The organism is Streptomyces sp. PH10-H1 (assembly GCF_030063355.1).
GTDB lineage: Bacteria > Actinomycetota > Actinomycetes > Streptomycetales > Streptomycetaceae > Actinacidiphila.
The window spans coordinates 1-22432 of sequence record NZ_JASISZ010000049.1; the positions used below are offsets into that span (position 1 = coordinate 1).

The window sequence follows — 22432 nt, forward strand, 5'->3', positions numbered from 1 at the left end:
CCTCATCAAGCTCGAAGCCCGCAACGCCTTCGGCTTCCGCAACCGAGAGAACCAACGCCTCCGCTCACGCTGCGCAACCACTCGACGCAGCCGACGACAGGCGTTGCCCGGATAAATTCGAAGACCCGGTATGGCTTCGGCCGGTCGAAGACCTGCGTTCGTTCTTCCCGCATGAGGCATCCAACCTCACTCCATGGATCGCCAAGCGGCTCCAAATCATCAGGCGTGCGGCATGGTTTGAAAATCCGCTTACCCTTGTCGGCACTGAGCAGAAGATCGCTGGGTACCGAATCGATATTCTCGCCAAGACTTTGGTGGGCGACCGTGAGCGATTCGTCGTGATTGAGAATCAAATGGAACGGACCGACGCGGATCATCTCGGTCGACTCATCACCTGCGCTGCCACGGTGGAAGCAAGTCACGCTGTATGGATCACCACGGAGTTCAGGGATGACCATCTGAAGGTGATGGAAGCCCTCCAGCGCAACCACAGGGACTGCTCGTTCATCCCACTGGTGATTGACGGCGCGTTCCTGGACGCTGAGGGGAGCGCCAGCTTCAAAATTGGTGATCCCGCCAACCTACTCAAGCCCGGACGATCACCTTCGAGAGAAGCTGCATGAGGCACTGAGGCAGGCACAAGAGGTCAACTACACGCTGGATCGCCTCGCCGGGCTGGTGGCCAAGCACCCTGACGTGGACTTCTCGAGATACCGCGACACCATCGAAGAATCCGGATGGTGGAGCAATCGTGCGGATCGCAGGGTCGATAAACTTCTGGAAGCGATTCCGGTGGAGCGGCGGAAGCGAAGGCTGTAGGAGGCTACCGTCGAGGAGACGATGGGTCCGCCGGGAGGGTCCTAGCGGAAGGGGTTTTCGTTGCCCACATCGTGTTCGGTTGCGGCGTCGAGGAGTTCGAGCAGGTCGGAGCCCTCCGTGTCCCGTTGGTCGAGCCACCATCCGGCCCGGGTGATCGCGCGAGCCTTCTCCTCTAGTTCCGCCCAGTCCGCCTCGTCCCAGGTGCCCTCGACGACCAGGGCGGTGTGCGCGGCTGTCATCAATTGATGACGGGATCGTTCGCCCCAGTCGAGGGCCCGCTCCGGGCCCTCCAGCGGCGGCATATCGAATCGCTTCGCCCACTCGACAGCGGCCTGCTGTTCCTCAGCGCGCTTGCCAGCCAGCCACTCTTCTCTGGATTCCGTGTTGGAGTCGCGGGCTGCCTTCCAGCAGTTGGTGCAGTCCCGACCCGCGAGCCAGCGAGCGAATCCGGATCTTTTGTCTGCGGCCCTACCGGACAGGTCGTGGGTGATCGAGTGGCCACAGGGATGCTCGATGATGAACTGCGTGCGGACAGCCATATGTGGATCTCCTAAAGGAATGACGGACGGGGGTTGAGGCACGATTCCAGGCGGGTGCGCGACGGTGCCGTCGAGAGAGGGCAGGTGCTGGCCAGGGCGGGCGAGAAAGGAGAGCGGTGAGGGCAGCAGCGGCGCCGGCGGCGGGGAGGGCAGCGCTGGCGAGGGGGTGCTCGGCGAGGTACCCGGCGAGTGCGGTGCCGGCGGACTGTCCGACGCCGATCGACAGGATCAGCCACGCGTACGCCTCACTGGTACGGCCTGCCGGAGCGAGGACGTCCGCGGTCACGAAGGCGCAGGCGACCACGACGGTGAGGAACGCGCCGGGCACGACGACCGCGGCGGTGGCCGCGTACGGACCCAGGAGGGCAAGGAGCGGCAACCACCCGACCAGGAACCCGGCTGTGGCAGCGATCAGTCGCCCGGTGGTGGTGCCCGACCAGGTGCGGCGTCCGTAAAGGAGGCCGCCGACGAAACTGCCCATCGAGAACGCGGCGGGGATGACCCCGGAGAGCAGGTCCTGGCCGTGCTGCTCAGCCATGGCGATCGACCACACGTTCATGGCCCCGATCGCGAACCCCACCCCGGTGAGGGAGACGAACAGCAGCACCAGGCCCTGACAGAGCAAGCGGCGCCCTCGCTTGGTGTCCGAGTCCGCAGACTGTGGAGGACGCCAGCTCCGAGAGGGCGGTGCGCAGGCGACGGTGACGGTGCCCGCGAGACCGAGAGCGGCGGTGACGGCGAGCGCCAGGGACGGGTTGCATGAGAAGGCGAGCGCGGCGACGAGCAGCGGGCCGAGGACGTACAGCAGGCCCTGCATGCCGGTGTCGAGGGCGAGCGCGGCGTGCCGCAGCCGGGGGCTGGGCAGCACGGTGGGCCACAGAGCCCGCAGCCCGACCTCCAGGGCCGGCGTCGTCAGGCCCGCGGCGAGCACGATCACCGTGGCCGTGGTCGGCCCACCGTAGGGTCCGGCCACTGGCAGGACGGCCACCAGTACGGAGTTCAGCACAGCGGCCGGCAGGTGCACGCTGGTCTGCCCGTAGCGGTCCATCAGACGCCCCATGACCGGCTGGGCCAGCGACGACGCCAAGCCGTACAGGGCGCTGAGCAGCCCGCCGAAAGCGATACTGCCGCCGGTAGCGGTGGCCCACAGCACGATGGCGACGGGCGCCATAGCGTTGGGCAGGCGGCCGGCGAGCGTGCCGCCGAGCAGTCGGGCGACGTACGGGGTGCCCAGCACCGCGCCGTAGCTGATGCGCGGTGCCGGGGCCGGGGGAGCGGTCAGGGACAACGGGTGCTTTCTCGTCGGGAGCGGCGCCTACCGGTGGCGGGTGGTGGTGGTGGTGGTGCGAGGCGCCGCCGCCGGTGGTGTGGTGTCCACGGCGGGGCGCGGACGGGCTCGCAGCACGGGGGTGCGGTGCGGCGGCAGGACGGAGACGGTCGCGCCGAGGTCCTCGGCCGCCTCGTGTACTTCGCGGGTGAGGAAGTTGATCTGCCGGCCCAGTGCTGACAGGCGGGCAGCGATCTGTCGGCCCTGCGCGGTCTCCAGCGCGCTGGCGAACTGGCCGGCGGTCTCCACGAGCTCCTGGAGCTGGACCATCGGGCCCGCGCCGTGCCCGCGCTGGGTCGCGGTGAGCAGGGCGTTGGATGCGTCACCGGCGTGCTGGGCTTCGACGACATCCCGGATGAGTTCATGCAGCGGCACCTCGGGGTCAGGTGCGGGTCGGTTGAACCGGGAGGCGTCCGCCCGCAGCACGCCGGGCGGGACCGCGGCGGGCAGTGCCTGCCCGGCCTCGTATTCGTGGGCGTAGTGCCCGATCACCTGCCAGCCCGGTGCGTCCGGGTCTCCTCGCAGCGCGATCACGGTCGAGTCGTCGCCCTCGATCAGATGGGCGAGGGTGATCGGCTGGCCGTCAGCGGCGTACCACGACTCGGTGAGCTCCAGCTCACCTCGCCTTTGTGCGGCCTGGGCCCGCTCGGTCCACACCTGCTGCTCTTCGTCGGTCAGCGGCGCCTGGTGGTGCTGGCGGTGTTCCTGGTCGGCGAGGTCGCTGGCGATGAAGCCGTATTCCGCCCAGGCGGCGAGGTGAGGCCACAGGGCCGCATGCTGCGCGCGTTCGGCTGCCGAGCCGGCAACAGCGGGCCGGTCGAGCGCCCGACGGACCTCACGGGCGGAGGCGGCGAGGTCATCCAGCACGGTCCGCCACCCACTGAGGTGCCGGGCGGGCGGCAGCGCGTCGAGCGACAGGCGGGCGGCGTCGAGCAAGGGATCCGTGTGCGGGGCGAGGTGCGTGACGTACGCCTCGACGGCTGCCCGGTCGCGACGGGTCCAGGCAGCCGCCGCGGCTTCGGGGTGAACGGTGTGCCCGTAGCGGTCGCGTGTCAGGTCGAGCGCGGTATCGGCCTCGGCGTTGATGACCGACATCCGTAGCCGGAAGTCACGTGCCTGGTGCGCCAGTTCGGGCACCAGCGGCCGGGGGCTTTCGGGGGTCGGGTTGCTGGGACTCGTCATCGGGATCGCGCACCGCCCGAAGACGTCAGGTGGACGGTCGGCGCGTAGGAGGGCTTGGGTGGGATAGGCCGGGTCGAAGGCGACGATGCGGTCGGCGGCTTTGCGCGTTGTGTCGTTCGGCCGGCAGCAGCTTGGGCGAGGCGGCTGCGGCGCTCCAGTAGCCCGTGCGGCAGCACCGGATCAGCTAGGCCAGGGGAGAGCGCGGGGTCGAGGACGATGTCGGCGTGCACGGCATATCCGTGACGGCGCAGGTCGGTTACCGCCTGGCGTGTACGGCGGTGGCCGTCACGCTCGGGTTCGCTGAGTCGATACAGCCCGGGACGGGCGGGTACGGGTTCGAACTGCTCGCGGGTCAGAAACCACTCGGCCAGATGCGGGGATATCTGCGGCGTCGCGGCGGCGACGAAGCCCAGGTCGGGGTGTGTGCCGAAACGGAAATGGTCAGGCAGGGGGAAACCTCTTCTTTGGGGGTGTCAGCGGTGCGCGTTCGCCGGCCGGGGAGTGGCGGGCTGGGGCGGGCGGGTGGTGAGCAGACGCGGGGTGGGCGCGGACAGCGCCACCTGTCCACCGGGGACAGCGGCGCGGGCCTGGCGCTCGAACGCTTCGCCGTCGGCGAGCCAGGTCGCGATCTGCGGCAGGACGGTGGCCCCGAGCTGGCTGCGTACCTGGCTCCACTCCGGGGCCGACAACGTCGCGGGAATGGAGTACAACTCCGCGCGCAGGTCCTGGAATTCGGCCCAGGCATCCTGGCTGCTGGCGAGCGCGTCGCGCAGCCGGGCCAGCGCGGCAGCGTCCTGCGGCCAGGCACTCGCGGAGGGCCGGCAGCGGCTGAGCAGGAGAGGCGCGTGCTGCAGGACATCTTGGAAAGAGCGCCAGCCGCGGTCGGCGTACGATCGCTCCATCTCTTTCAGCAACCGCGGGTTGTCGAACGGCATGCCGTCGCTGTACCGGCCGGACTCTGCAATCGCCTGCAGGGTCTCGTGGTCCGGGCGGATCCGGTTCAGCGCGGCCATGACGGTGTCGAGCCGCCGGTGGTGCAGGGCGCTGCGGTAATCGGGCAGGAAGGTGTGGGCGACGGCCTGCGCGGCGAGCTCCGCCTCGGCGGGCAGCACGATGCTGCGGGGCGCGTGCGGGTCATCCAAGTTGTCGTCGTACTCCTCGGCGGCGAAGGCGCCCAGGAGATAGCCGCTGGCGTGCCCGGGACGCTCGATCAGGAGCAACGCGGTGCCGGCTGGGTTCTCCAGCACGATTGCGCACCGAACGTGGTCGTGGACCATGGCCTGGAAGAGGTCGCCGCTGTCCCACAGCGAGCCGACGATGTCCTCCTGCCAGTGTCGGCGGGGGTAGGTCTCCACCGTAGCGGTCCAGGCGCCGGGCAGCCGTGCGGCGATGTCCTGGCCGGTGTCGCCGAGGTAGGGGCGGCTGCTGGTGGTGATGCTCACGCCGTGGTCGTGGGCCCGGTGCACCAAGGCGCTGGCTGTGTCGCGGGCTGCCTGCGCCCCACGCAGTGGGGCGGCGAAGGCTCCACCGGGTAGGTCGCTGAACCCGGCTTCGTGCAAGGCGGCGCGGGCGTCGAGGAACCTCTCGCCGGAGGTGATGGCGACGAGGCCGTGGGTGTGGCTGGTCGAGAGAATGATTTCCGCGTCGGGCGGGGTGCTCATGTCGGTGATCCTGAGTGTCAGCGGTGCGCGCGAGCCGGCAGCCCTGCAGCAAGCGCCGGCGGGCGGGTGCGGGCAGCGGGCTTGGGCTGCTGGTTGCGGAGGGCGGAGCGCAGGCTGCGGCCGTACTGCCAGGCATGCTCGCGAGCTGCCGCCTCCAACTCGTCATATCCGGGCTGGGCTGTGAGCTGGCCGGCGTGCTTGCGGTACCTGTAGACCGGGACGGGCAGCAGGATTCCGGGGGCAAGATTTGATATGCCGACGGCCGTGCAGTAATCCTCCCCCTGGACGAGGCCGCCCATCGGTGCGGCGCGTACGAGGTCGGTACGGGCCAGGATCGTGGTCGGCCCGATCGGGATGGTGTCCGCCGGGGACTTCCAGTACGTCCACACGTCGCCGGCCTCGTGCCGACCCGGTGGGGTGGGGCAGCGCCACAGGCTGGTCGAACCGTCCGTTTTCCGGCTGGGGTGAGGGTTGTTCGGGATGTTCGCCGAGCCAGTGACCGCGTACGTCACGTGCTCGTTTGCCGACCGGTGCCGTGATGTTCGCCATGTCGGTGGACGGGTCGGCTCGGAGGAACTGTGGTGCGGACGCTGTCGGTTGGACAGCTCAGGGTTCAGTCGGTGCGGTACGGCGATGGCCGTGAGGCGTACACCATCTTCGACTCGGTGCGAGGAGTGCACGGCGGGGCGGCCCGGTATCTGGCCGACTATGCCTGCACGGGGTCGGATCGGACGTACGCCTACCTTCTCGTCGATCACCTTCGGTGGCTGGAGCACGAAGGACTGACGTCGGAGGACGTCGGGTTCGGTGACCTTGAGCGGTACATGGGCGCGATCGGAGCGAAGATCGCCGGGCCGTACGGTCGCCCGTGGCGGGTGGGGAAGCGGCCCTACGGCAATGACGCGCTGCGCGGCGCCGCGGCGTGCCTGAAGGGCTTCTATCTGAAGCAGGCCGAGGTGGGCATCAACACCGAGCTGGTGGGGGCGCTGAAGCTGCACCGGATGCCGACCCAACGGGATCGGGACCGGTCGCTGCTCGGTCATCTGCAGCGGAGCATGCAGGTGAATCCGCTGGCGCCGCAGTCGGTGCGGCGTCGGCACAAGAAGATGCTGCCGGACGGCGCGCGGGCGGTGTTGCTGGATGAGGTCAACTCCTTGCGGGATCGGCTGGTGGTGGAGTGGCTGAGCGATGGCGGGTTCCGTGCGGGGGAGATGTGCGGCCTGCATCTGTGTGACCTGCACCTGCGGGAGGAGGCCGCGTGCGGGGAGTGCCGTGGTCCGCACGCTCACGTCTGCCATCGGGACGGATTGGTCAACGGGGCCCGGGCGAAGACGAAGTGGGAGTGGGAGCTGCGTGACGGGGTGATCCACGGCGGGCTGATCAAGCGGGTCAGTCCGGCCATGGTCCATGCGTACTTCGACTACCTGACCTTGGAGTACCCGCGCGGTGCTGCCCACGGCATGCTGCTCGTTCAGCAGCACGGCCCCGGGCGAGGTCTGCCATGGGCACCCGAGGGGGCGCGCAAGATGCTCAAGAGGGCCGGCCGACGGGCGGGCCTGGGGCTCATCAAGCCGCACATGTTCCGGCACACCTGGGCCAGCGCGGTCCTGGAGGCCGCCGACGGGAATCTGGCCATCGTGCGTGATGCGGGCGGATGGGCCTCGACCGAGGTCGTCGATGAGATCTACGCGCACGTCGACGTGAATGACCCGGTGTTTCACGACGCCCTCCTGACGACGTGGGGTGAGCTGCGGTGAGCGAAGCGCGGCGTGTCCCTTTGCAGTTGCTGGTCAGTACGTCGGCTCGTGCGCGACGTGATCGGCTGGAGATCCTCACCGCCCTTCTGGCGGCGCCGGGCGTCGAGCTGGTCTATCGCGAGGCCGTATTGCGCTGGCCCGGTGACCACCCGGTCTACGGCTGGTTCTGTCGGGTCAACGGCTGCCGCAGTCCCCGCACCAACACCGTTGACCTGTGCCATCCGCACCGGGCGGAGTGGCGCAGTGCGAAGCAGGAACCGGGCGCCACGCGGCGGGAGTTCCTGCGTACAGCCCGGCCCAAGGTCCCCGACCTGCGACTCACGGAGCCACCGGACTGTCGGTTCTGCCCTGAGCGCCCGTCCCGCCATCTCGGCTTGCGACTCTGCTTGACCCACTTCAGCCGGTGGAACAAGGTCCTGTTCAGGAAGCGGAACCTCACCTACGACGAGTTCGTGGCGCTGCAGTCCGAGGCCCTGCCTGGCTACGGCGACTGCCTGGTTGCCGCGTGCGTCGGCAGAGCCGATAGCCCGCTGCGGCTGTGCTACGTCCACGACGAGCGCTACCGCAGTGACGGACGGCCCGGTGGAGCCCAGCGAGCGGCAGGGTGGGGCGGCGACCGGGTCGTCGGACGCGATCCCGTCGAGATCAACTTCACCGATCCCGATGCCTTCCAGCACTGGTGCCGCACCGCCCGCCCCGCCTCGCGCGCCGGCACCGTCGATCTCCTCGGCCTTGCGCCGCTGGTCCAGGCCGAGATCCGCTTCGGACTGCTGGCCCACGCCCAAAAGGCCCAGCGCACGGCCTGGCCGCTGTGGCACATCCAGGCCGTGGCGAACCTGGCCCGCCTGCGCGGCGTCAACTCCGTGCTCGACCTGCTGTCCGACCCGGCAGCGCTCGCCGAGCACGAGCGGCGGATCCTGCGCGAGACCGCGGACGAGCTGCGGATCGTCTACGTCACGAAGCAGGAGGCCAAGGAGGCCGGCTTCGTGGAGACCGAGCACTACGGCATCCGCTACAAACGCCGCTCCAGCCACTTCGACTTCACCGACGTACCGCAGCGGTGGCTGCGTGATCTGCTCTGGGACCGAGTGGACCGGCGCCTGCGTTCCCCGCAGGCACCGCGCAGTCCGCAGCACATCGAAGGCGGACGCAAGGCGTGCGTCGAGCTCGGAGTGTTCCTGACTGCTGTCGCGCCCGAGGGCGGCCACGATCCGGCGGTGCTCACTGCGGATCACATGCAACGCTTCGTCGCCGATCACAACAAGCGGGCGCGTGAGGGCCTGCCGTCGTTGGCGATCAGCCGTGACGGACGGCCGATGAAGGTCACCGGCTACACCCGCCGCCAGACCTTCAACGAGGCTCGGTCGATTCTGCGCGACGCGATGGAGACCGAGGAGGCTGAACGCATCGGCTTGCCGCGGGAGTTCATCATCGCCCTGCCGAAGGCTCAACGGGCCGACCGTACCCGCAACCCGTTCCCCGACCCGGTGGCCCGGGCCCTGGCCGACGAGGCGAACCTGCAACTGCTCGATGACCGCTTCGACCCGAACGACATGGGCTATCGCGACATCTGGGAGGCCCTGGTGTTCACCGGCCGCCGGGCCTCGGAGATCACCGAACTGCGGCTGGAATGCACGTCGATCCACCGCAAGGTTCCCTTCCTCTGGCACGACCAGACGAAGGTGGGCAACCTTGACGAGGCGATCCGCATCCCGCATCGCCTCTACGAGCGGCTTCAGCTGCGCAAACAGCGCACGGTCGAACGCTTCGAGGACCTCTACGGCCGCAGCCCCAGTGCGAAGGAGCGCAGGACGCTCGCCCTGTTCCCCTCGCCGCACAAGAACCCGGACGGCACGGTCGCGATCACGTACAGCATCTTCGGTGACGCCTTCCGCGACTGGCTGGAGGCGCTGGACATCGGCGCCTGGGTGCCGCATCAGGCCCGCCACACGCTGGCCACGAACCTGCTGAAGAACGGCGCCGGCCTGCACCACATCAAGCAGTACCTCGGCCAGATCTCCGTACGGATGGCCGAGCACTACGCGAAGGTCGCCTCCTCGGAGGTCGACGACGCCCTCGAGCGAGTCTGGGTCAGCGGCCCGGGATCGGCCGAGCCGGGCCTGCTGCTCGCCTCGCCGTCCGAGCACATGACGCGGGCCGAAGCCCAGGCCATGGCGATCGACCTCGCGCGCCGCAGCACCCCGGCCGAGGGCGGCTTCTGCACCTACCAGCCCGTGGTGCGAGGGGACGCGTGCCCGTGGGACCTGGACTGCCACAACTGCGACAAGTTCGTGATGTCCGGCGCCGACCTCTTGTACTGGCGCCGCAAGGCCGAGCAGTGGGCCTCGCTGGCCGAACGCGCCCCGGACGACCGCACCGCCGACTACCTCCACACCGTCTTCGAGCCTACCGCCCGCGCCATTGGCGGACTGGAGAAGGCGCTGGCCGGCCTCGGCATGCTGGAGGACGCCCTCGCCTTGGACTTGCGCCGGCCCCAGGACTACTTCGACCGCATGTGGACGCTCGCCTTCAAGGCAAGCGACCTCGCCGCAATTGACCCCGACGACGCCGACTCGTACGAGGAACCCGCATGACCGCCTCATCGCACCGCACCGCCCAGGCTCTGAGGGCGCGCAGCCAGAAGACCGAAGCCAGCCTCGTCCGCATCAAGAGCGTCGTCGACCAACTCGCCAAGAGCGGCAGTCCGATCACCGTGGCAGCGGTCGCCCGGCAAGCGGACGTCTCGCGCACCTTCCTCTACGAGCACACCGAGGCACGAACCCTCGTCACCCAGGCCGCCGCCCGGGCTCGCGGACTGCGAACGCAGACCGACCAAGCCCAGCGTGACGCGGTGGAGGCGTCCTGGCGGGAACGCGCACTCAACACCGAGGAAGCCCTCAAGAACACCAACGCGGAGGTCGTCAACCAGCGAGAGCGCATCGCTGAACTCCTCGGCCAGATCGCCGCACTGCAGGGCGAGTGGACCGACGCGGACGTCGTGCGCATCACCACCGCGAACGTCGCCCTGCAACGGGAGGTCAGATCGCTGACGGCCGAGCGGGAGCGCCTCACCAAGCGTCTCGCCGCGGCCCGGGACAACGCGCGGTTCGCGGACAAACGCATCGCCGCACTCGAAGCCCAGATTGCCGAGCAACTCACCGTCCCACCCACCTAGCGACGCTTCGCCTTCGTCGCCGGACTTGCAACCGGTACCCAGGTACAGGTTTACCGTCGAGGTGTCTCCACCACCGGGGACGTGACGACGGGAGCGAGTGCGATGAGTGATCTTTCGTGGGTGCCGCAGTCCTGCACGCTGCCCACTGAGGAGCAGCCACTGCGGGTCGCCGAGTGGGATGCGCTGTTCGCCGAGCGCCTGCAGGCGCTGTCCCGGCCGCAGCCGCTCCACCTGCGCCTTGACCTGGCGGACGGGGACGGCGTCGAGGCCCAGATCCAGGACCTGGCGGAGCGTGAAAGCGGCTGCTCGTTTTTCACCTTCACCATCACCTCCCGCAAGGACCTGATCCATCTGGACATCTCGGTGGGTCAGGCGCACGAGGCAGTCCTGGACGCTCTGGCCGCGCGCACCGCCGGCGGGCAGCAGCGGTGAGCGAGGGCCTGCGCAGCGGCCAGGTCGCCGAGGCGGCCGGGGTGAACGTCCAGACGCTGCGCTACTACGAGCGGCGCGGCCTGCTGGCTGAGCCGGACCGCAGCAGCGGCGGCCACCGCCTGTACGGCGAGGACGCGGTAACCGCGCTGCGGGTGATCAAGGCCGCCCAGCGGCTCGGATTCACGCTGGACGAGGTCGCCGAGCTCCTCGAGGCAGGCCGCCACCGGCACGGCCGCCCCGTGGCCGGGCTGCAGGACCGCGCCGCGGCCAAGCTCGCCGAGGTCGATGCGAAGATCGCCGACCTCACCACGATCCGCACCGCCCTGGTCGCCGCCGTCGATGCGGGCTGCGACGACCTGACCGCGTGTGCATCGATGGCCTGCTGCCCCATTCCCTTCACCGACCTCGCCGAGGAGAACCGTCATGCCGGGCCCTGCTGCTGACCACCGACCCGGGCGCGCTCCGACGGCCTTGGGAGCTCTGGCCGCGCTCGCCTGCGTCGCGTGCTGCGCTTCAGCGAAGATCCGACTGGACCTCGGTCAGTCGATGCCTTCGATGATGCGGAAGTCGCGCTCGACGCCGTCGGAGAGGGCGACCAGCGCCTCCTGGTATGCCGCGCTCTCGCGTGCCGCGACCGCCTGCTCGAAGGTGTCGAACTCGATCAGGACGGTGCGCTCGGCGATTCCGGCGTCGTGGGCGACGACCCGACCGCCGATGGCGAGCCTCCGCCCGCCCCCGGCCTGGACGGCCGGACCGGCCAGCTTGTTGTAAGCAGCCAGCTTCTCAGGGTCCGAAATGGTGCGGTAGGCGCTGACCCAGTAGCCCTTGGGCATGGAACCTCCAGTGTTGGGATGAGTGCATCTGACTTACGGGTTGGTCTCGGACGAGCGTCGGCGGGCGAGAGCGAGGCTTGTCAGCGTCGTGATCGCCATCGCGCCGATGCCGACCAGCGCCGCGGTGGTGTAGGCGCTGTCGTCGGGGAAGAGGTGGCCGGGGCCGGTGCCCGCGGCGAGGATCAGGCCGCCGATGGCGCTGCCCAGGGAGTACCCGACGCTGCGGACAACGTAGTTGAAGCTCATGGCGCTCGACGTCTCGCTCTTGGGGGTGACGGCCAGGATGACGCCGGGCATCGCGGCCGAGAAGCCGCCGACGCCGAAGCCGAGCACGCCCATCGCCGCGAACAGTTCGGCCAGGTCCGACCGGGCCGCCGCGAACAGGGCGAACCCGCCGCCGACCACGACGGCGCTGCCGGCCAGGAGCAGGGGGTCGGCGATCCGCGTCCGGACCCGCGGCGTGAGCTTGCCGGCGACGAACCCCAGCACCGAGAACGGGATGAGGACCAGCCCGGCGACGAAGGTCGTCAGCCCGAAGCCGTAGCCGGCGCCGTGCGGCGTCTGCGCGTACCGGGTGATGAGCGTGAGCAGGAGGTACATGCCGATCCCGCCGACGAACATGGCGAGGTTCGCCCCGGCGACCGCCGGGTGCCGCACCGCCCGCACATCGACCAGGGGCGTCGTGCTGCGCAGCTCGATGACGGCCCAGACGCAGAGCAGCACCACCGCGACGACGGCGAGGCCCGCCGCCACGGCGAGGTGCCGGCTCCACAGATTCCGTTCGCCGGCGAGGAACAGCACCAGGAGCAGCGCAGCGGCCAGGACGACCGCGCCTGCCACGTCCACGTGGGCGGAGCGGCCTTCGGGGGCTTCGGGCATGGAGCGCCACGCGGTCAGGAGGGCGGCGGCGGTGACGACCAGGCCGAGGCCGTAGGCGGCCCGTACCCCGCCGAGCTCGGCGAGCAGTGCGGCCAGCGGGTAGCCGACGCCGGCCCCGATGATCGAGACCACCGAGATCAGGGCGATCACGGCCGCGCTGCGCTCCTCGGGGAGGTGGTCCCGGGCCACGCCCATCATCAGCGCCGTCAGCCCGAGCCCGACGCCCTGGGCCGCCCTGCCGGCCAGCAGCCACGCGAACGGCAGCGGCAGCACGGTGAGCGCGCTGCCGGCGACGACGACCGCCAGCGTGGCGAGGATCGTGGCCCGCCGGTGCGGGCCGGCTCCGAGCCGGCCCAGGACCGGCGTGGCGACGGCGCCGCTGAGCAGCGCGACGGTCAGCGTCCACTGCGCGCTGCCGAGCGAGACGTGGAACGAGGTCGCCACGCTGGTGATGAGCGGCGTCCCGAGGCTGGCGACCGCCGCCACGACCAGAGCGATGAACATCAGGGCGGGGACCAGCAGCCGCGCCTCGGAACGCGCCACCGGGAACGCCTTCACCGCGACCCCGCCGACCGGCTGCCCGGTCACTGCTTCGGCCCTTCGCGGTCCTGGCTTTCGAGCTCTGCCAGATGCTTCAGCGCCGGAAGGGCCGCCACCAGCGCCTCGACCTCGTCGCCGGTGAGCTCGCCGATCAACCGCTCGAACGCGTGGACGCCCGCCTGGCGCCGCGTCCGGACATGGGAGGCGCCGGCCTCGGTCAGGCACACCAGCGTGACCCGCTTGTCGGACGCGTCGCCCCGCCGCTCGACCAGGCCGGACTCCTCCATCACCCGGACCAGGGCGGTAATCGCGGGCTGGGTGACGCCCTCGACCGCGGCCAGATCGGTGATGCGCCGCGGGCCGGTCCGGTCCAGGGTGGCCAGGGTGGCGGCGGACGTCAGGCTCATGTCCCGGGGCAGGCGTCTCGCGGCCCTGGTGGCCAGGCCGTAGAGGGCTGCCCCGATGGCGGCGGACGCGCCAGGAGCGGTGTTTTGACGACTCATGCTCGAAGCATAGCATTTTTATATTCATAGTTTATGGAAATGGTCGACTGGCGCCGGCTCTACGGGCTGCGCTCGGGGGCCGAGGGCAGCATCGAGGAGTTCGTGGACGGCCACCGCGGACGCCGGTGCCGCTACCGCGGCCTCGCGAAGACGCACGTCAGCACGTCCTGACCGCACTCGCGATCAACGTCGAGCGGCTGAGCCTTCAAGAACCCGCCGACGGCCCCTACCGGCCGCGCCCGCCCACGGCGTTCCAGCAGTACCTCTACAAACGAGGACTGCCCCGGCCCCTGTGGTGGAGGCAGGGTAAATGACCCCGAACCTCAAGATTCCCGACAGAGTCGCTTCTTCGCTCACGAGGCTGACGCGCATGTGCACTGTAGGGTCCGCGATTGAGCGAGCACTGCCTCCTGCAGGAACGCCCGAATCCGGACTCGATAAGCACAGGCGGTTTCGGTCGATCATGAGCAATCGGGGCCACTCAGTCGTTGGCCACCCTCACGGACAGCAACGGCGCGTCAGACCTGTCTGCGGCTGTGTTAGTGGCTTTGCCCGGATCAACGCCCCGTTAGCTGGGCACCGATGGCGCGACCTCGGAAGGCGTCATGACGTAGCGGTACCAGGTCGCCCCGGGCGCTGCGACAGGCTGCCAGCGGTCAGCAAGGAGCGCGGTGACCTCGCCCGCGTTGATACCGCGGGGCCCGATGCTGCGGCGTTGGCGCGGCGCGGCGCGTACAAGGAGGATGGCTCCTGGCGCGGCAAGGGTGTTGACGGTGGCGGCCCAGCCCGGCCGGCGCCGCGCCGGGATCCCGTGCAGGCAGCCGTTGTCGAGCAGGAGCGAGGTGGCGCCGGCAAGCCGGCCGTCGGGGTCGACCGCGTGCGGTTCGGTCACGTCGGCGACACGCCAGACGACTCGACCCCGCGGATCCCCGTGCCGGGCGGCGGCGATGGCTTCGGGTGTGTAGTCGACGGCCGTGACCGACCAGCCCTGCCCGGCGAGGTAGCGTGCCTGACAGCCCGTGCCGCACCCGAGGTCGACGGCCTGCGCGGGCGCCAGCGGCGGAGAGCCCTCGACGATGTCGACCAGCGGGGCCGGTATCCCGGTCCCGTCCCAGGGAACGATGCCGAGACGGTAGAGCGCGCGGTAGGTGCGGCGCATGTGGACTCCATCTGTGGGCGGTCGGCTGTTCAGGGCTGGACCGGCAGCCGGCGCGGATGGAACCACAGGAGCGCGCCGATGAAGAGCACCGGAGCGAATGCGGCAGTACTCACCTGGCGTAGAGTCAGCTCACTGGCGGCCAGGTAGGCAAGGGTGGCCGTCCAGTCGATGGCTTGGACCACGATCATCGTGTCGATCCATCCCACCCGTTCGCGTGGTGCCCGCGCTGCCGCGAACATGCCGTAGGCGTAGCCGAGGAATCGGGCGGCCATCATCGCGAACAACCAGTTCGCCCACGCCGGCGCCGCCGGGCGCAGACCCAGCACCTCGGCGCTCGCGCCTGGCGCCACCAGGAACAGCGCCCCGAGGGCCAGTTGGAAGACTCCGACGGTGACAAGGGTGACGCGTAGTGCTCGCACGGGTGGTGCTCCGTTCAGCCGGTCGACGATGCCGTGACAGTAGGTGAGCGCCGAGGCTGGTTGTCAAAGAGTGAACTAGTATCCCTTCTTGAACCATTGGCTCTGACCAGCGGAGACGTCATGAACAGGGAATGTGCCGACGAGACCTGCCCGGTGGCCCTGGCAGTGAAGATCCTCGACGGCAAGTGGACGATGCTCGTGATCCGTGACCTGCTCGGCGGCACGAAGCGCTTCTCCGAGCTGCGTACCTCGCTCGCCGGCATCAGCCCGAAGACCCTCACCGACCGGCTGCGCTCCCTGGAGGAGCACGGGCTCGTGCAGCGTGTCGTCCACGCTGAGATCCCCCCGCGAGTGGAGTACACGCTGACCGACACGGGCCTCGGCCTTGAGCCCGCTATTCGCGCGCTGGGCGCCTGGGGTACCACGATGGCCACGACACCGGCAGGTACCTCGGCCGGGGGCGCCAGCTAGCGGCTCGGCTCGGACCGTTGCCACCGGACATCAGCCGTATGGACCACTGGGGATTGAATCGCCTGGAAGGTTCACACGAGGCCGTCAGCTGCCCGCTACTCAGCGTGTCCAGTGCTCATGATCCCCCGGATTTGCCCGGGCAGTGCTCATGATCGGCCAGCGCTGCTCACGAAATGGCGGATCCTATACCGGCTGTAGGAAGCGCGATTTCATGAGCACTGGCTCCTGCGGAAACACCAGATTCCGCGCCTGATGAGCAGTGCGCGTAGCCGGTGATCATGAGCAGAATCGCTCATCAGGCTCTGAGCGGTGGTCACCGCGGGTAGCGGGCCCTTGGCCCTGGTTGTCTCATGATGAGCCAGTTGACGTGCTTCTGGGGGCAGCAGGGCTGGATGAATTCGCGATGCCGTGATGGGCGGGGTGAAGTGGGGAACGCGTGCTGTGTAGGGCTCATGTCTTGTGAGTCGGCGGAGAGGACGGACGGTGGCCATCAGCGCAGGTGAGACCCGCACGGGGGTCGGGCCCAGGAGTATTCAGCTGCCGGGGATCGTGCTGGGGGTGGGGCTGGGCGGGTTCGTCGACGGGATCCTGCTGCACCAGCTTCTTCAGTGGCATCACATGTTGACGAGCACGAACGATGACCGGATCGGGGTGAAGTACTACTCGCCGAACACGGTCTCCGGCCTGGAGATGAACACTGTGTGGGACGGCATCTTCCACGCGATCTGCTGGGTGGCGGTGCTGCTGGGGCTGGGCATCCTGTATTCGCGCGTGACGCACAACCGGCGGCGTGTGTGGACCTCCCGCGTGCTGTGGGGCTGGATCCTGGCGGGCTGGGGTCTGTTCAATATCGTCGAGGGCCTTTTGGACCATCAGGTCCTCGGCATCCACCACGTTCACGGCGGCCCGTACCAGATCTGGTGGGACATGGGCTTCCTGCTCCTGGGCCTCATCCTCCTGATCGGCGGCTACCTGCTGCAGCGCAGCGGGCGGCCCTTCGACCCTGAGGCCCCTGACGTCGCCGAGCGGGGCGGGCGGCAGGTCTGATGGGCGGCGACACGCACCACATGCACGGCGAAGGTGCGGGGGGCGGCGTGTGGGAGGTGCTGCTGCCCGCTGTGGCGGTCGCGCTGCTCGCGGGCATCTACCTTCTGCTCGCCCGCAGGGCCGGTGCGCGTAATCCCGCGCTGGGGTGGGGGCGCTGGCGGACGGTGAGTTTCCTGAGCGGATCCGCGGTCCTGGCGGGGGCGCTGCTGCCGCCCGTGGCTCCGTTCGCACACGCGGACTTCCGCGGTCACATGCTCCAGCACATGCTCATCGGCATGTACGCCCCCCTTGCCCTGGTGCTGGGCGCCCCGATCACGCTGCTGCTGCGGACACTGCCCGCCGCACGAGCCCGCCGTCTGGCCGGCCTGCTGCACAGCCGGCCATTGCGCGTCGTCGCCCATCCGGTCATGGCCCTGATGCTGAGCACCGGCACGCTGGCGGTGCTATACTACACGCCGCTGTTCAACGCGACCATGGACCGACCGGTCCTGCATTGGCTCATGCACGCTCATTTCCTGCTGTCGGGGTGCTTGTTCGTCTGGGTGATCGCCGGTCCCGACCCCGCGCCTGCCCGGCCCGGGGTGCCGGCTCGCCTGGTGGTCCTGGGTGTGGCGGTGGCCGCGCACGCCACGATCTCCCAGTTGATGTACGGCGGATTCCTCATCGACGTGCACGCTCCGATTCCCCAGCTGCGGGGCGGGGCGGAGATCATGTACTACGGCGGGGACATCGCCGAGCTCCTGCTGGCCGCGGCCCTCGTGGCGACCTGGCGGCCGGCCCGCCACCGGCAGCGTCCCGCCGTGCGCCCCGCTGCGGCATCCGTGGCGAATCCGGTCACTGGTTGATCCCACCGCTCGCGAAGCGTCCGGCCCCGGCTCACTCTGCGCCGGACGCTTCGCGGGTCGTCTTTCAGTGGGTGAGGGCGTGGAGGGCGGCGTCCAGGCGCTGGGCGGCTTCGGTTGCGATGGGCTCCAGGGCGGGCAGGCCGGTGAGGGTGACCATGGTGGCGGGGTCGAGAGCCTGGACGAGCGTGCTGTCGCCGTCGCGGCGCACGACGACGTTGCACGGCAGGAGCAGTCCGATACTGCGGTCCGCCTCCAGTGCCTGGTGGGCCAGGGGCGGGTTGCATGCGCCCAGGATCAGGTAGTCCTCCATCTCGTGGCCCAGCTTGGCCTTGAGAGTGGCGGTGACGTCGATCTCGGTGAGGATCCCGAAGCCCTGCTCGGCGAGAGCGGCGCGTACGGCGGTGACGGTGTCGTCGAAGCCGGTGGTCAGGCGGACGGTGCGGTCGTAAGACACGGCGTGAGTTCCTTCTTCCCAATGTGGACGGGGACGGTTCCTTGATACCCCGGCGGGGCGCAGGCGTTGCCGCTGTGTGGATCCCCAGGCGTCCCTGCACCCGGAAAAATACCCCGGGGGGTATGACTGTTACAGTGGAATCAAGATACCCCCCGGGGTAAAGCGTTTGGGGAAGGAGCCGTCCGTGTTCTTCGTGGACATCCTGGAGACCGAGGGTTTGGGCAACCGCAGCTACCTGGCCGGCGGCCGGGAGGCGGCGGTGGTGATCGATCCGCCGCGAGATGTGGAGCGCGTGCTGGCGGCAGCCGCCGGGCGCGGTGTGCGGATCGTGTACGTGGCCGAGACGCATGTGCACAACGACTACGTCAGCGGCGGCCTGGAGCTGGCCCGGCTGACCGGCGCGCAGTACCTGGTGCCGGCCGCGGCCCGGGTCTCCTTCGACCGCGCCCCGGTCGCCGACGGTGACAGCGTCACCGTGGAGGCGGGCCTGACGGTGCGGGCGCTGGCCACCCCCGGCCACACCCCACACCACACCTCCTACGTCCTGGCCGAGGACGGGGCGGAGGTCGCCGCCTTCACCGGCGGGTCGCTGCTGATCGGCAGCGTGGGCCGCCCGGACCTGGTCGAGCCCCGGCTGACCGAGGAACTGGCCCGTGCCCAGTACGCCTCCGCCCACCGCCTGGCCTGCGAGCTGGACGACGCGGTGCAGGTGCTGCCCACCCACGGCTTCGGGAGCTTCTGCTCCTCCTCGCAGGCCCAGGGCGATGCCAGCACCATCGGCCAGGAACGCACCACCAACGACGCGTTGACGAAGCACGTGGACACGTTCATCGCCGACATGCTCGCCGGGCTGGAAGACGTGCCCGCCTACTACGCCCATATGGGCCCCTTGAACGCCGGCGGCCCCGCGCCTGTGGACCTCACCGCGCCCAGGACGGCTGACGCCGCCGAGATCGCCGAGCGTCTGGCCGCGGGGGAGTGGGTGGTCGACCTGCGCAGCCGCACCGCGTTCTCGACCGGGCATGTGGCGGGCACCTTCAACTTCGAGGCCGAGGGCCAGCTCGCCACCTACCTGGCCTGGCTGATCCCCTGGGGCAAGCCCGTCACCCTGCTCGCCGACAGCCCGGCCCAGCTCGCACACGCGCAGCGGGAGCTGGTGCGGGTCGGTATCGACCGGCCCACGGCCGCAGCCACCGGCGACCCCACCGACTGGCTGCGCAAGGGCGAGAGATTGCGCTCCTTCCCCCGCGCGGACTTCGCCGCCCTGAAGAAGGCCCAGGAAGCCGGCGAGACGGTGGTGGTACTGGACGTACGCCGCGACTCCGAGCGCATGAAGGGTTACGTGCAGGGCTCGGTGCACATCCCCGTGCACGAGGTGCACGACCGGGCCGGTGAGATTCCGGCGGGGACGGTGTGGGTGCACTGCGCCGGCGGAATGCGCGCGGCGATCGCCGCCTCGCTGCTGGACGCGGCCGGCCGGGACGTGGTCGCCGTCGACGACGGCTTCGACGCCGCAAAGAGCGCCGGACTCACCCTCACCCGCTGACTTCGCACCGAGCACACAAGGAGACGGCGATGTTCCTCTTCCGACGCAGCCAGGCCCGCCTGAGCCCAGGCCAGGCCCATGAGCGCACCAGCGGCGGGCAGGCTGTGCTGCTGGATGTACGCGAAGGCCCCGAGTGGAGGGCCGGGCACGCACCCACCGCACACCACTTGCCCCTGTCGCGCATGCTTGCGGGCGCCGCCCTGCCGCCCGAAGCGGCCGGGAAACCGGTGGTCGCGATCTGCCGCTCCGGGCACCGCTCCCAGCAGGCCGCCAAACTCCTCGCCGAACGCGGCATCGACGCGCAAGACGTCAAGGGAGGCATGACCGCCTGGGCGCACGAGGGCCTGCCCGTCATCGACGAGCGCGGCAAGGGCGGCTCGATAGCGTGAGTGCCCTGATCCTGGCCCTGATAGCCGGGGCCGTGGTCGGTCTCGCCCTCGGCGCCCTCGGCGGAGGCGGCAGCGTCCTGGCCGTCCCCGCCCTGATCTACCTGCTCGGCTTCACCCCGGCAGCGGCCACCACCGCGTCCCTGATCATCGTCACCGCCACCTCCGCCACCGCCCTGTACGCCCACGCCCGCGCCGGCCACGTCCGCTGGAAGATTGGTGCCGCGTTCGCCGCCGCCGGAATCATCCCCGCAGCCCTGGCCGGAGCCGCCGCCACCCGGCTGCCGCAGCCGGTCCTGACCGCCGCGTTCGCCGCAATAGCCGCCCTGGCCGCACTGAAAATGCTCCGTCCCGCCCCACCGTCACATCCCGCCGGACAACGCGTGCGGCCGGCCAAGGCCGCCGCTACCGGCGCGGGACTGGGGGCCCTGACCGGGCTGCTGGGCGTCGGTGGGGGATTCCTCGCCGTTCCCGCCCTGGTCACAGTCCTGGCCTTCGAGATGCAGGCAGCCGTCGGGACCAGTCTGCTGGTCATCACCACCAACTCGCTGGCGTCGCTGATGACGCGCGTCGGTGGTGCGAACGCCCTGGACTGGGCCGTGATCGCTCCCTTCGCCGGGGCGGCGATCCTCGGCGCCTGGGACGGCAAACGCCTGGCCATGAAGGTCTCCGGGCCTCTACTGCAGCGGCTGTTCGCCGGAGTGCTGCTGGCCGTGGCCGCGCTCATGCTCATTGACGTCTTCGTATGAACGACCCCGTCAGGCCAGGGAGAGGAACAGCTTCTCCAGCCGGGCCCGCATCTGGTCCCGGTCACCGGCCGTCCGGCCGCCCTCGGCCATGCAGTGCTGGAGCCCGGTCGCGATGATCGCGAAACCGGCCCGGTCCAAAGCCCGCGACACCGCGGCCAGCTGCGTGATGACGTCCTCGCAGTCCCGGCCCTCCTCGATCATCTTGACGATCCCGGCGATCTGCCCCTGGGCCCGGCGCAGCCGGTTGAGCACCGACTTCAGCTCATCGGCCGCCATGTCCAGCTCCACGCTTCCTCCTCCATTAATACCCCTAGGGGTATTGTACCGTGTCGGGGACGACTCACCCCGGCCCCGCGAAAGGACAGCACCACCATGAACACCCCCACCGCCGTCGTGCCCGCCCAGGCGGCACCCCGCCTGGAGCAGTACACCGTCATCGACGTCCGCACCCCCGGCGAATACGCCGCAGGCCACGTCCCCGGCGCCCACAACATCCCCCTCGACCACCTCCACACCGCGCTGCCCGCCCTCAAGTCCGCCGCCGCACGCGGTGACCTGCTCATGGTCTGCGCCACCGGAAACCGCTCCACCACCGCCTGCGAGCAACTCGCCGCCGCCGACATCCACGCCGCCACCCTCACCGGCGGCACCACCAGCTGGTCGGAGCAGGGCCACACCCTCCACCGCCTCGAAGGCGCGGCCACCACCTGGGCGATGGAGCGCCAGGTCCGCCTCGCCGCCGGCGCCCTCGTCGTCCTGGGTCTCGCCGCAGGAGCCCGCTACCGGCCCGCCCGCTGGCTCTCCGCCGCCATCGGCACCGGCCTCGTCTTCTCTGCCGCGACCAACACCTGCGGCGTGGCCGCCGTCCTCGCCAAGCTTCCCCACAACCAGCCCCGCACCACCGACCTCACCGACACCCTCGACGCGCTGCAGCAGTAGCGTCCGCCAAGAGGAACCGTCGACCCCGCAGGTGTGTATGCGCACACGCCCCTTCGTCCGTCGCAAGACCAGGCGGCCCGCGTGCCGGCCTGGGGGTCGGTCGTCACGCGCCGCGCAACCTTCCGCCCCCGCCAGGAGGGATTCTGGAAACATGGACATCGAACTCGTCGTCGTCGCGGACTGCCCGAACGAACGGCCCGCTGCCGACCTCATGCGCCAAGCACTGAAGGCCGTCGGAGAGGACAAGGCCAGCTTCTCAACACGGGTGATCACTACACAGGCCGAGGCGGAGCAGAGCGGCTTCACCGGATCGCCGACCTTCCTCATCCAGGGACGGGACCCGTTCGCCGATCCGGGCCGACCTCCGGGCCTGTCGTGCCGCCTCTACACCACCCCCAGGGGCGTCGCCGGTCTGCCCGACATGGACCAATTGCAGCAGGCCCTGATCGCCACCCGATCCACCTGAACCAGGAAACTCAGAACAGTGCGAGGGGCCAGTAATGCGGCAGGCAGCCTTCGCGAGCTGGCACCGCCATGGGCCCTGCCCAGCCCCGGCCCACCGTGCTCCTGAAGGCGAGAAGAGGTCGGTGTCGCCAGGTGAAATCCGAAGTCGCTTGCGCAGTCAGACCGGATTCTGCCGCACCCATCACCGACATTGCGCGTCGGCTCGCGGATCCTGGAATTGTGGGGAGTGCGGCTGCACGAGCACTGATTCCTGCGGAATCACCAGAATCCGCGTCCCAAGAGAGGGCAGCAGCCTGGCGACGGCG

26 protein-coding genes and 1 pseudogene are annotated in these 22432 nt (G+C 69.9%); 15 read left to right on the forward strand and 12 right to left on the reverse strand.

Annotated elements, in window-relative coordinates:
• The coding region (locus QMK24_RS26095) for a hypothetical protein (protein WP_349307920.1) at nucleotides 1-623 on the forward strand (623 nt) is incomplete at its 5' end.
• Nucleotides 624-860: 237 nt separating this feature from the next.
• Here the strand turns inward: QMK24_RS26095 and QMK24_RS26100 are convergent.
• The 5 genes and pseudogenes from QMK24_RS26100 to QMK24_RS26125 form a co-directional block, all read right to left on the reverse strand.
• Nucleotides 861-1358 (reverse strand): hypothetical protein, encoded by a 498-nt coding sequence (locus QMK24_RS26100; protein ID WP_187144801.1) that lies wholly within the window; start codon nucleotides 1356-1358, stop codon nucleotides 861-863.
• Nucleotides 1288-2646, reverse strand: coding sequence for an MFS transporter (locus QMK24_RS26105; protein WP_138356035.1), 1359 nt, complete (start codon nucleotides 2644-2646; stop codon nucleotides 1288-1290). The genes QMK24_RS26100 and QMK24_RS26105 overlap by 71 nt, the downstream gene beginning before the upstream one ends.
• Nucleotides 2647-2673: 27 nt before the next feature.
• Nucleotides 2674-3867 carry a hypothetical protein gene (locus QMK24_RS26110; RefSeq protein WP_283469230.1) on the reverse strand — a complete coding sequence of 398 codons (1194 nt, stop codon included), beginning with the start codon at nucleotides 3865-3867 and terminating at the stop codon, nucleotides 2674-2676.
• Between the two features lie 473 nt (nucleotides 3868-4340).
• Complete coding sequence (locus QMK24_RS26120; protein ID WP_283469231.1) at nucleotides 4341-5528, reverse strand: hypothetical protein; 1188 nt, start codon at nucleotides 5526-5528, stop codon at nucleotides 4341-4343.
• A gap of 17 nt (nucleotides 5529-5545) precedes the next feature.
• Nucleotides 5546-5977 (reverse strand): annotated as a pseudogene (locus QMK24_RS26125) (hypothetical protein); the annotation flags it as partial.
• A gap of 171 nt (nucleotides 5978-6148) precedes the next feature.
• Between QMK24_RS26125 and QMK24_RS26130 the strand changes: the two are divergent.
• The 5 genes from QMK24_RS26130 to QMK24_RS26150 all read left to right on the forward strand — a co-directional run bounded on the left by QMK24_RS26130 (nucleotide 6149) and on the right by QMK24_RS26150 (nucleotide 11335).
• The gene (locus QMK24_RS26130) at nucleotides 6149-7285 is read left to right on the forward strand and encodes a tyrosine-type recombinase/integrase (RefSeq protein WP_283469232.1); all 1137 of its coding nucleotides are present in this window, start codon (nucleotides 6149-6151) and stop codon (nucleotides 7283-7285) included.
• Nucleotides 7282-9879, forward strand: a complete 2598-nt coding sequence (locus QMK24_RS26135; RefSeq protein ID WP_283469233.1) for a tyrosine-type recombinase/integrase — start codon at nucleotides 7282-7284, stop codon at nucleotides 9877-9879. Before QMK24_RS26130 ends, QMK24_RS26135 begins: the two co-directional genes overlap by 4 nt.
• Nucleotides 9876-10460 (forward strand): DUF6262 family protein, encoded by a 585-nt coding sequence (locus tag QMK24_RS26140; protein ID WP_283469234.1) that lies wholly within the window; start codon nucleotides 9876-9878, stop codon nucleotides 10458-10460. The genes QMK24_RS26135 and QMK24_RS26140 overlap by 4 nt, the downstream gene beginning before the upstream one ends.
• Before the next feature lie 102 nt (nucleotides 10461-10562).
• Nucleotides 10563-10892 (forward strand): hypothetical protein, encoded by a 330-nt coding sequence (locus QMK24_RS26145; protein WP_283469235.1) that lies wholly within the window; start codon nucleotides 10563-10565, stop codon nucleotides 10890-10892.
• Nucleotides 10889-11335, forward strand: coding sequence for a MerR family transcriptional regulator (locus tag QMK24_RS26150; protein WP_283469236.1), 447 nt, complete (start codon nucleotides 10889-10891; stop codon nucleotides 11333-11335). Before QMK24_RS26145 ends, QMK24_RS26150 begins: the two co-directional genes overlap by 4 nt.
• 96 nt (nucleotides 11336-11431) lie before the next feature.
• Here the strand turns inward: QMK24_RS26150 and QMK24_RS26155 are convergent, their stop codons facing one another.
• From QMK24_RS26155 to QMK24_RS26165, 3 genes are read right to left on the reverse strand one after another with little or no spacing between them, the layout of a single operon-like run.
• On the reverse strand, nucleotides 11432-11725 hold the full coding sequence (locus QMK24_RS26155; RefSeq protein ID WP_283469237.1) for a DUF1330 domain-containing protein: 294 nt from the start codon (nucleotides 11723-11725) through the stop codon (nucleotides 11432-11434).
• Between the two features lie 33 nt (nucleotides 11726-11758).
• Nucleotides 11759-13192: an MFS transporter gene (locus QMK24_RS26160; protein WP_283469238.1), complete on the reverse strand. Its 1434-nt coding sequence runs from the start codon at nucleotides 13190-13192 to the stop codon at nucleotides 11759-11761.
• Nucleotides 13189-13551 (reverse strand): MarR family winged helix-turn-helix transcriptional regulator, encoded by a 363-nt coding sequence (locus QMK24_RS26165; RefSeq protein WP_349307919.1) that lies wholly within the window; start codon nucleotides 13549-13551, stop codon nucleotides 13189-13191. The genes QMK24_RS26160 and QMK24_RS26165 overlap by 4 nt, the downstream gene beginning before the upstream one ends.
• 135 nt (nucleotides 13552-13686) lie before the next feature.
• Here QMK24_RS26165 and QMK24_RS26170 point away from each other — a divergent pair, with 135 nt between their 5' ends.
• On the forward strand, nucleotides 13687-13818 hold the full coding sequence (locus QMK24_RS26170) for a transposase (protein WP_283469240.1): 132 nt from the start codon (nucleotides 13687-13689) through the stop codon (nucleotides 13816-13818).
• Between the two features lie 397 nt (nucleotides 13819-14215).
• Here QMK24_RS26170 and QMK24_RS26175 read toward each other — a convergent pair whose 3' ends face one another.
• On the reverse strand, nucleotides 14216-14806 hold the full coding sequence (locus tag QMK24_RS26175) for a class I SAM-dependent methyltransferase (protein WP_283469241.1): 591 nt from the start codon (nucleotides 14804-14806) through the stop codon (nucleotides 14216-14218).
• 29 nt (nucleotides 14807-14835) lie between these two features.
• Nucleotides 14836-15225 carry a hypothetical protein gene (locus QMK24_RS26180; RefSeq protein WP_283469242.1) on the reverse strand — a complete coding sequence of 130 codons (390 nt, stop codon included), beginning with the start codon at nucleotides 15223-15225 and terminating at the stop codon, nucleotides 14836-14838.
• Between the two features lie 120 nt (nucleotides 15226-15345).
• On the opposite strand from QMK24_RS26180, the gene QMK24_RS26185 reads away from it, so the two are divergent.
• From QMK24_RS26185 to QMK24_RS26195, 3 genes are all read left to right on the forward strand, one after another.
• Nucleotides 15346-15696, forward strand: coding sequence for a winged helix-turn-helix transcriptional regulator (locus QMK24_RS26185; protein WP_283469243.1), 351 nt, complete (start codon nucleotides 15346-15348; stop codon nucleotides 15694-15696).
• Nucleotides 15697-16179: 483 nt separating this feature from the next.
• On the forward strand, nucleotides 16180-16743 hold the full coding sequence (locus tag QMK24_RS26190) for a DUF2243 domain-containing protein (RefSeq protein WP_283469244.1): 564 nt from the start codon (nucleotides 16180-16182) through the stop codon (nucleotides 16741-16743).
• 20 nt (nucleotides 16744-16763) lie between these two features.
• Nucleotides 16764-17588 carry a cytochrome c oxidase assembly protein gene (locus QMK24_RS26195; RefSeq protein ID WP_502989164.1) on the forward strand — a complete coding sequence of 275 codons (825 nt, stop codon included), beginning with the start codon at nucleotides 16764-16766 and terminating at the stop codon, nucleotides 17586-17588.
• 64 nt (nucleotides 17589-17652) lie between these two features.
• Here QMK24_RS26195 and QMK24_RS26200 read toward each other — a convergent pair whose 3' ends face one another.
• A complete protein-coding gene (locus QMK24_RS26200; RefSeq protein ID WP_283469246.1) occupies nucleotides 17653-18042 on the reverse strand; it encodes a DUF302 domain-containing protein in 390 nt (129 codons plus the stop codon).
• A 184-nt stretch (nucleotides 18043-18226) separates the two neighbouring features.
• Between QMK24_RS26200 and QMK24_RS26205 the strand changes: the two genes are divergently transcribed.
• Genes QMK24_RS26205 through QMK24_RS26215 form a run of 3 tightly spaced genes read left to right on the forward strand, consistent with a single transcriptional unit; the run spans nucleotide 18227 to nucleotide 20723 of the window.
• Nucleotides 18227-19588 (forward strand): MBL fold metallo-hydrolase, encoded by a 1362-nt coding sequence (locus QMK24_RS26205; RefSeq protein WP_283469247.1) that lies wholly within the window; start codon nucleotides 18227-18229, stop codon nucleotides 19586-19588.
• Between the two features lie 29 nt (nucleotides 19589-19617).
• A complete protein-coding gene (locus QMK24_RS26210; protein ID WP_283469248.1) occupies nucleotides 19618-19977 on the forward strand; it encodes a rhodanese-like domain-containing protein in 360 nt (119 codons plus the stop codon).
• Complete coding sequence (locus QMK24_RS26215; protein ID WP_283469249.1) at nucleotides 19974-20723, forward strand: sulfite exporter TauE/SafE family protein; 750 nt, start codon at nucleotides 19974-19976, stop codon at nucleotides 20721-20723. Before QMK24_RS26210 ends, QMK24_RS26215 begins: the two co-directional genes overlap by 4 nt.
• A gap of 9 nt (nucleotides 20724-20732) precedes the next feature.
• On the opposite strand, the gene QMK24_RS26220 is transcribed toward QMK24_RS26215, so the two are convergent.
• Nucleotides 20733-21011 (reverse strand): metal-sensitive transcriptional regulator, encoded by a 279-nt coding sequence (locus tag QMK24_RS26220; RefSeq protein WP_283469250.1) that lies wholly within the window; start codon nucleotides 21009-21011, stop codon nucleotides 20733-20735.
• Nucleotides 21012-21095: 84 nt separating this feature from the next.
• Here QMK24_RS26220 and QMK24_RS26225 point away from each other — a divergent pair, with 84 nt between their 5' ends.
• Together QMK24_RS26225 and QMK24_RS26230 are read left to right on the forward strand one after the other, a co-directional pair.
• A complete protein-coding gene (locus QMK24_RS26225; protein WP_283469251.1) occupies nucleotides 21096-21662 on the forward strand; it encodes a rhodanese-like domain-containing protein in 567 nt (188 codons plus the stop codon).
• Between the two features lie 151 nt (nucleotides 21663-21813).
• Nucleotides 21814-22128 carry a DsbA family protein gene (locus QMK24_RS26230; protein ID WP_283469252.1) on the forward strand — a complete coding sequence of 105 codons (315 nt, stop codon included), beginning with the start codon at nucleotides 21814-21816 and terminating at the stop codon, nucleotides 22126-22128.
• Nucleotides 22129-22432: the final 304 nt, after the last annotated feature.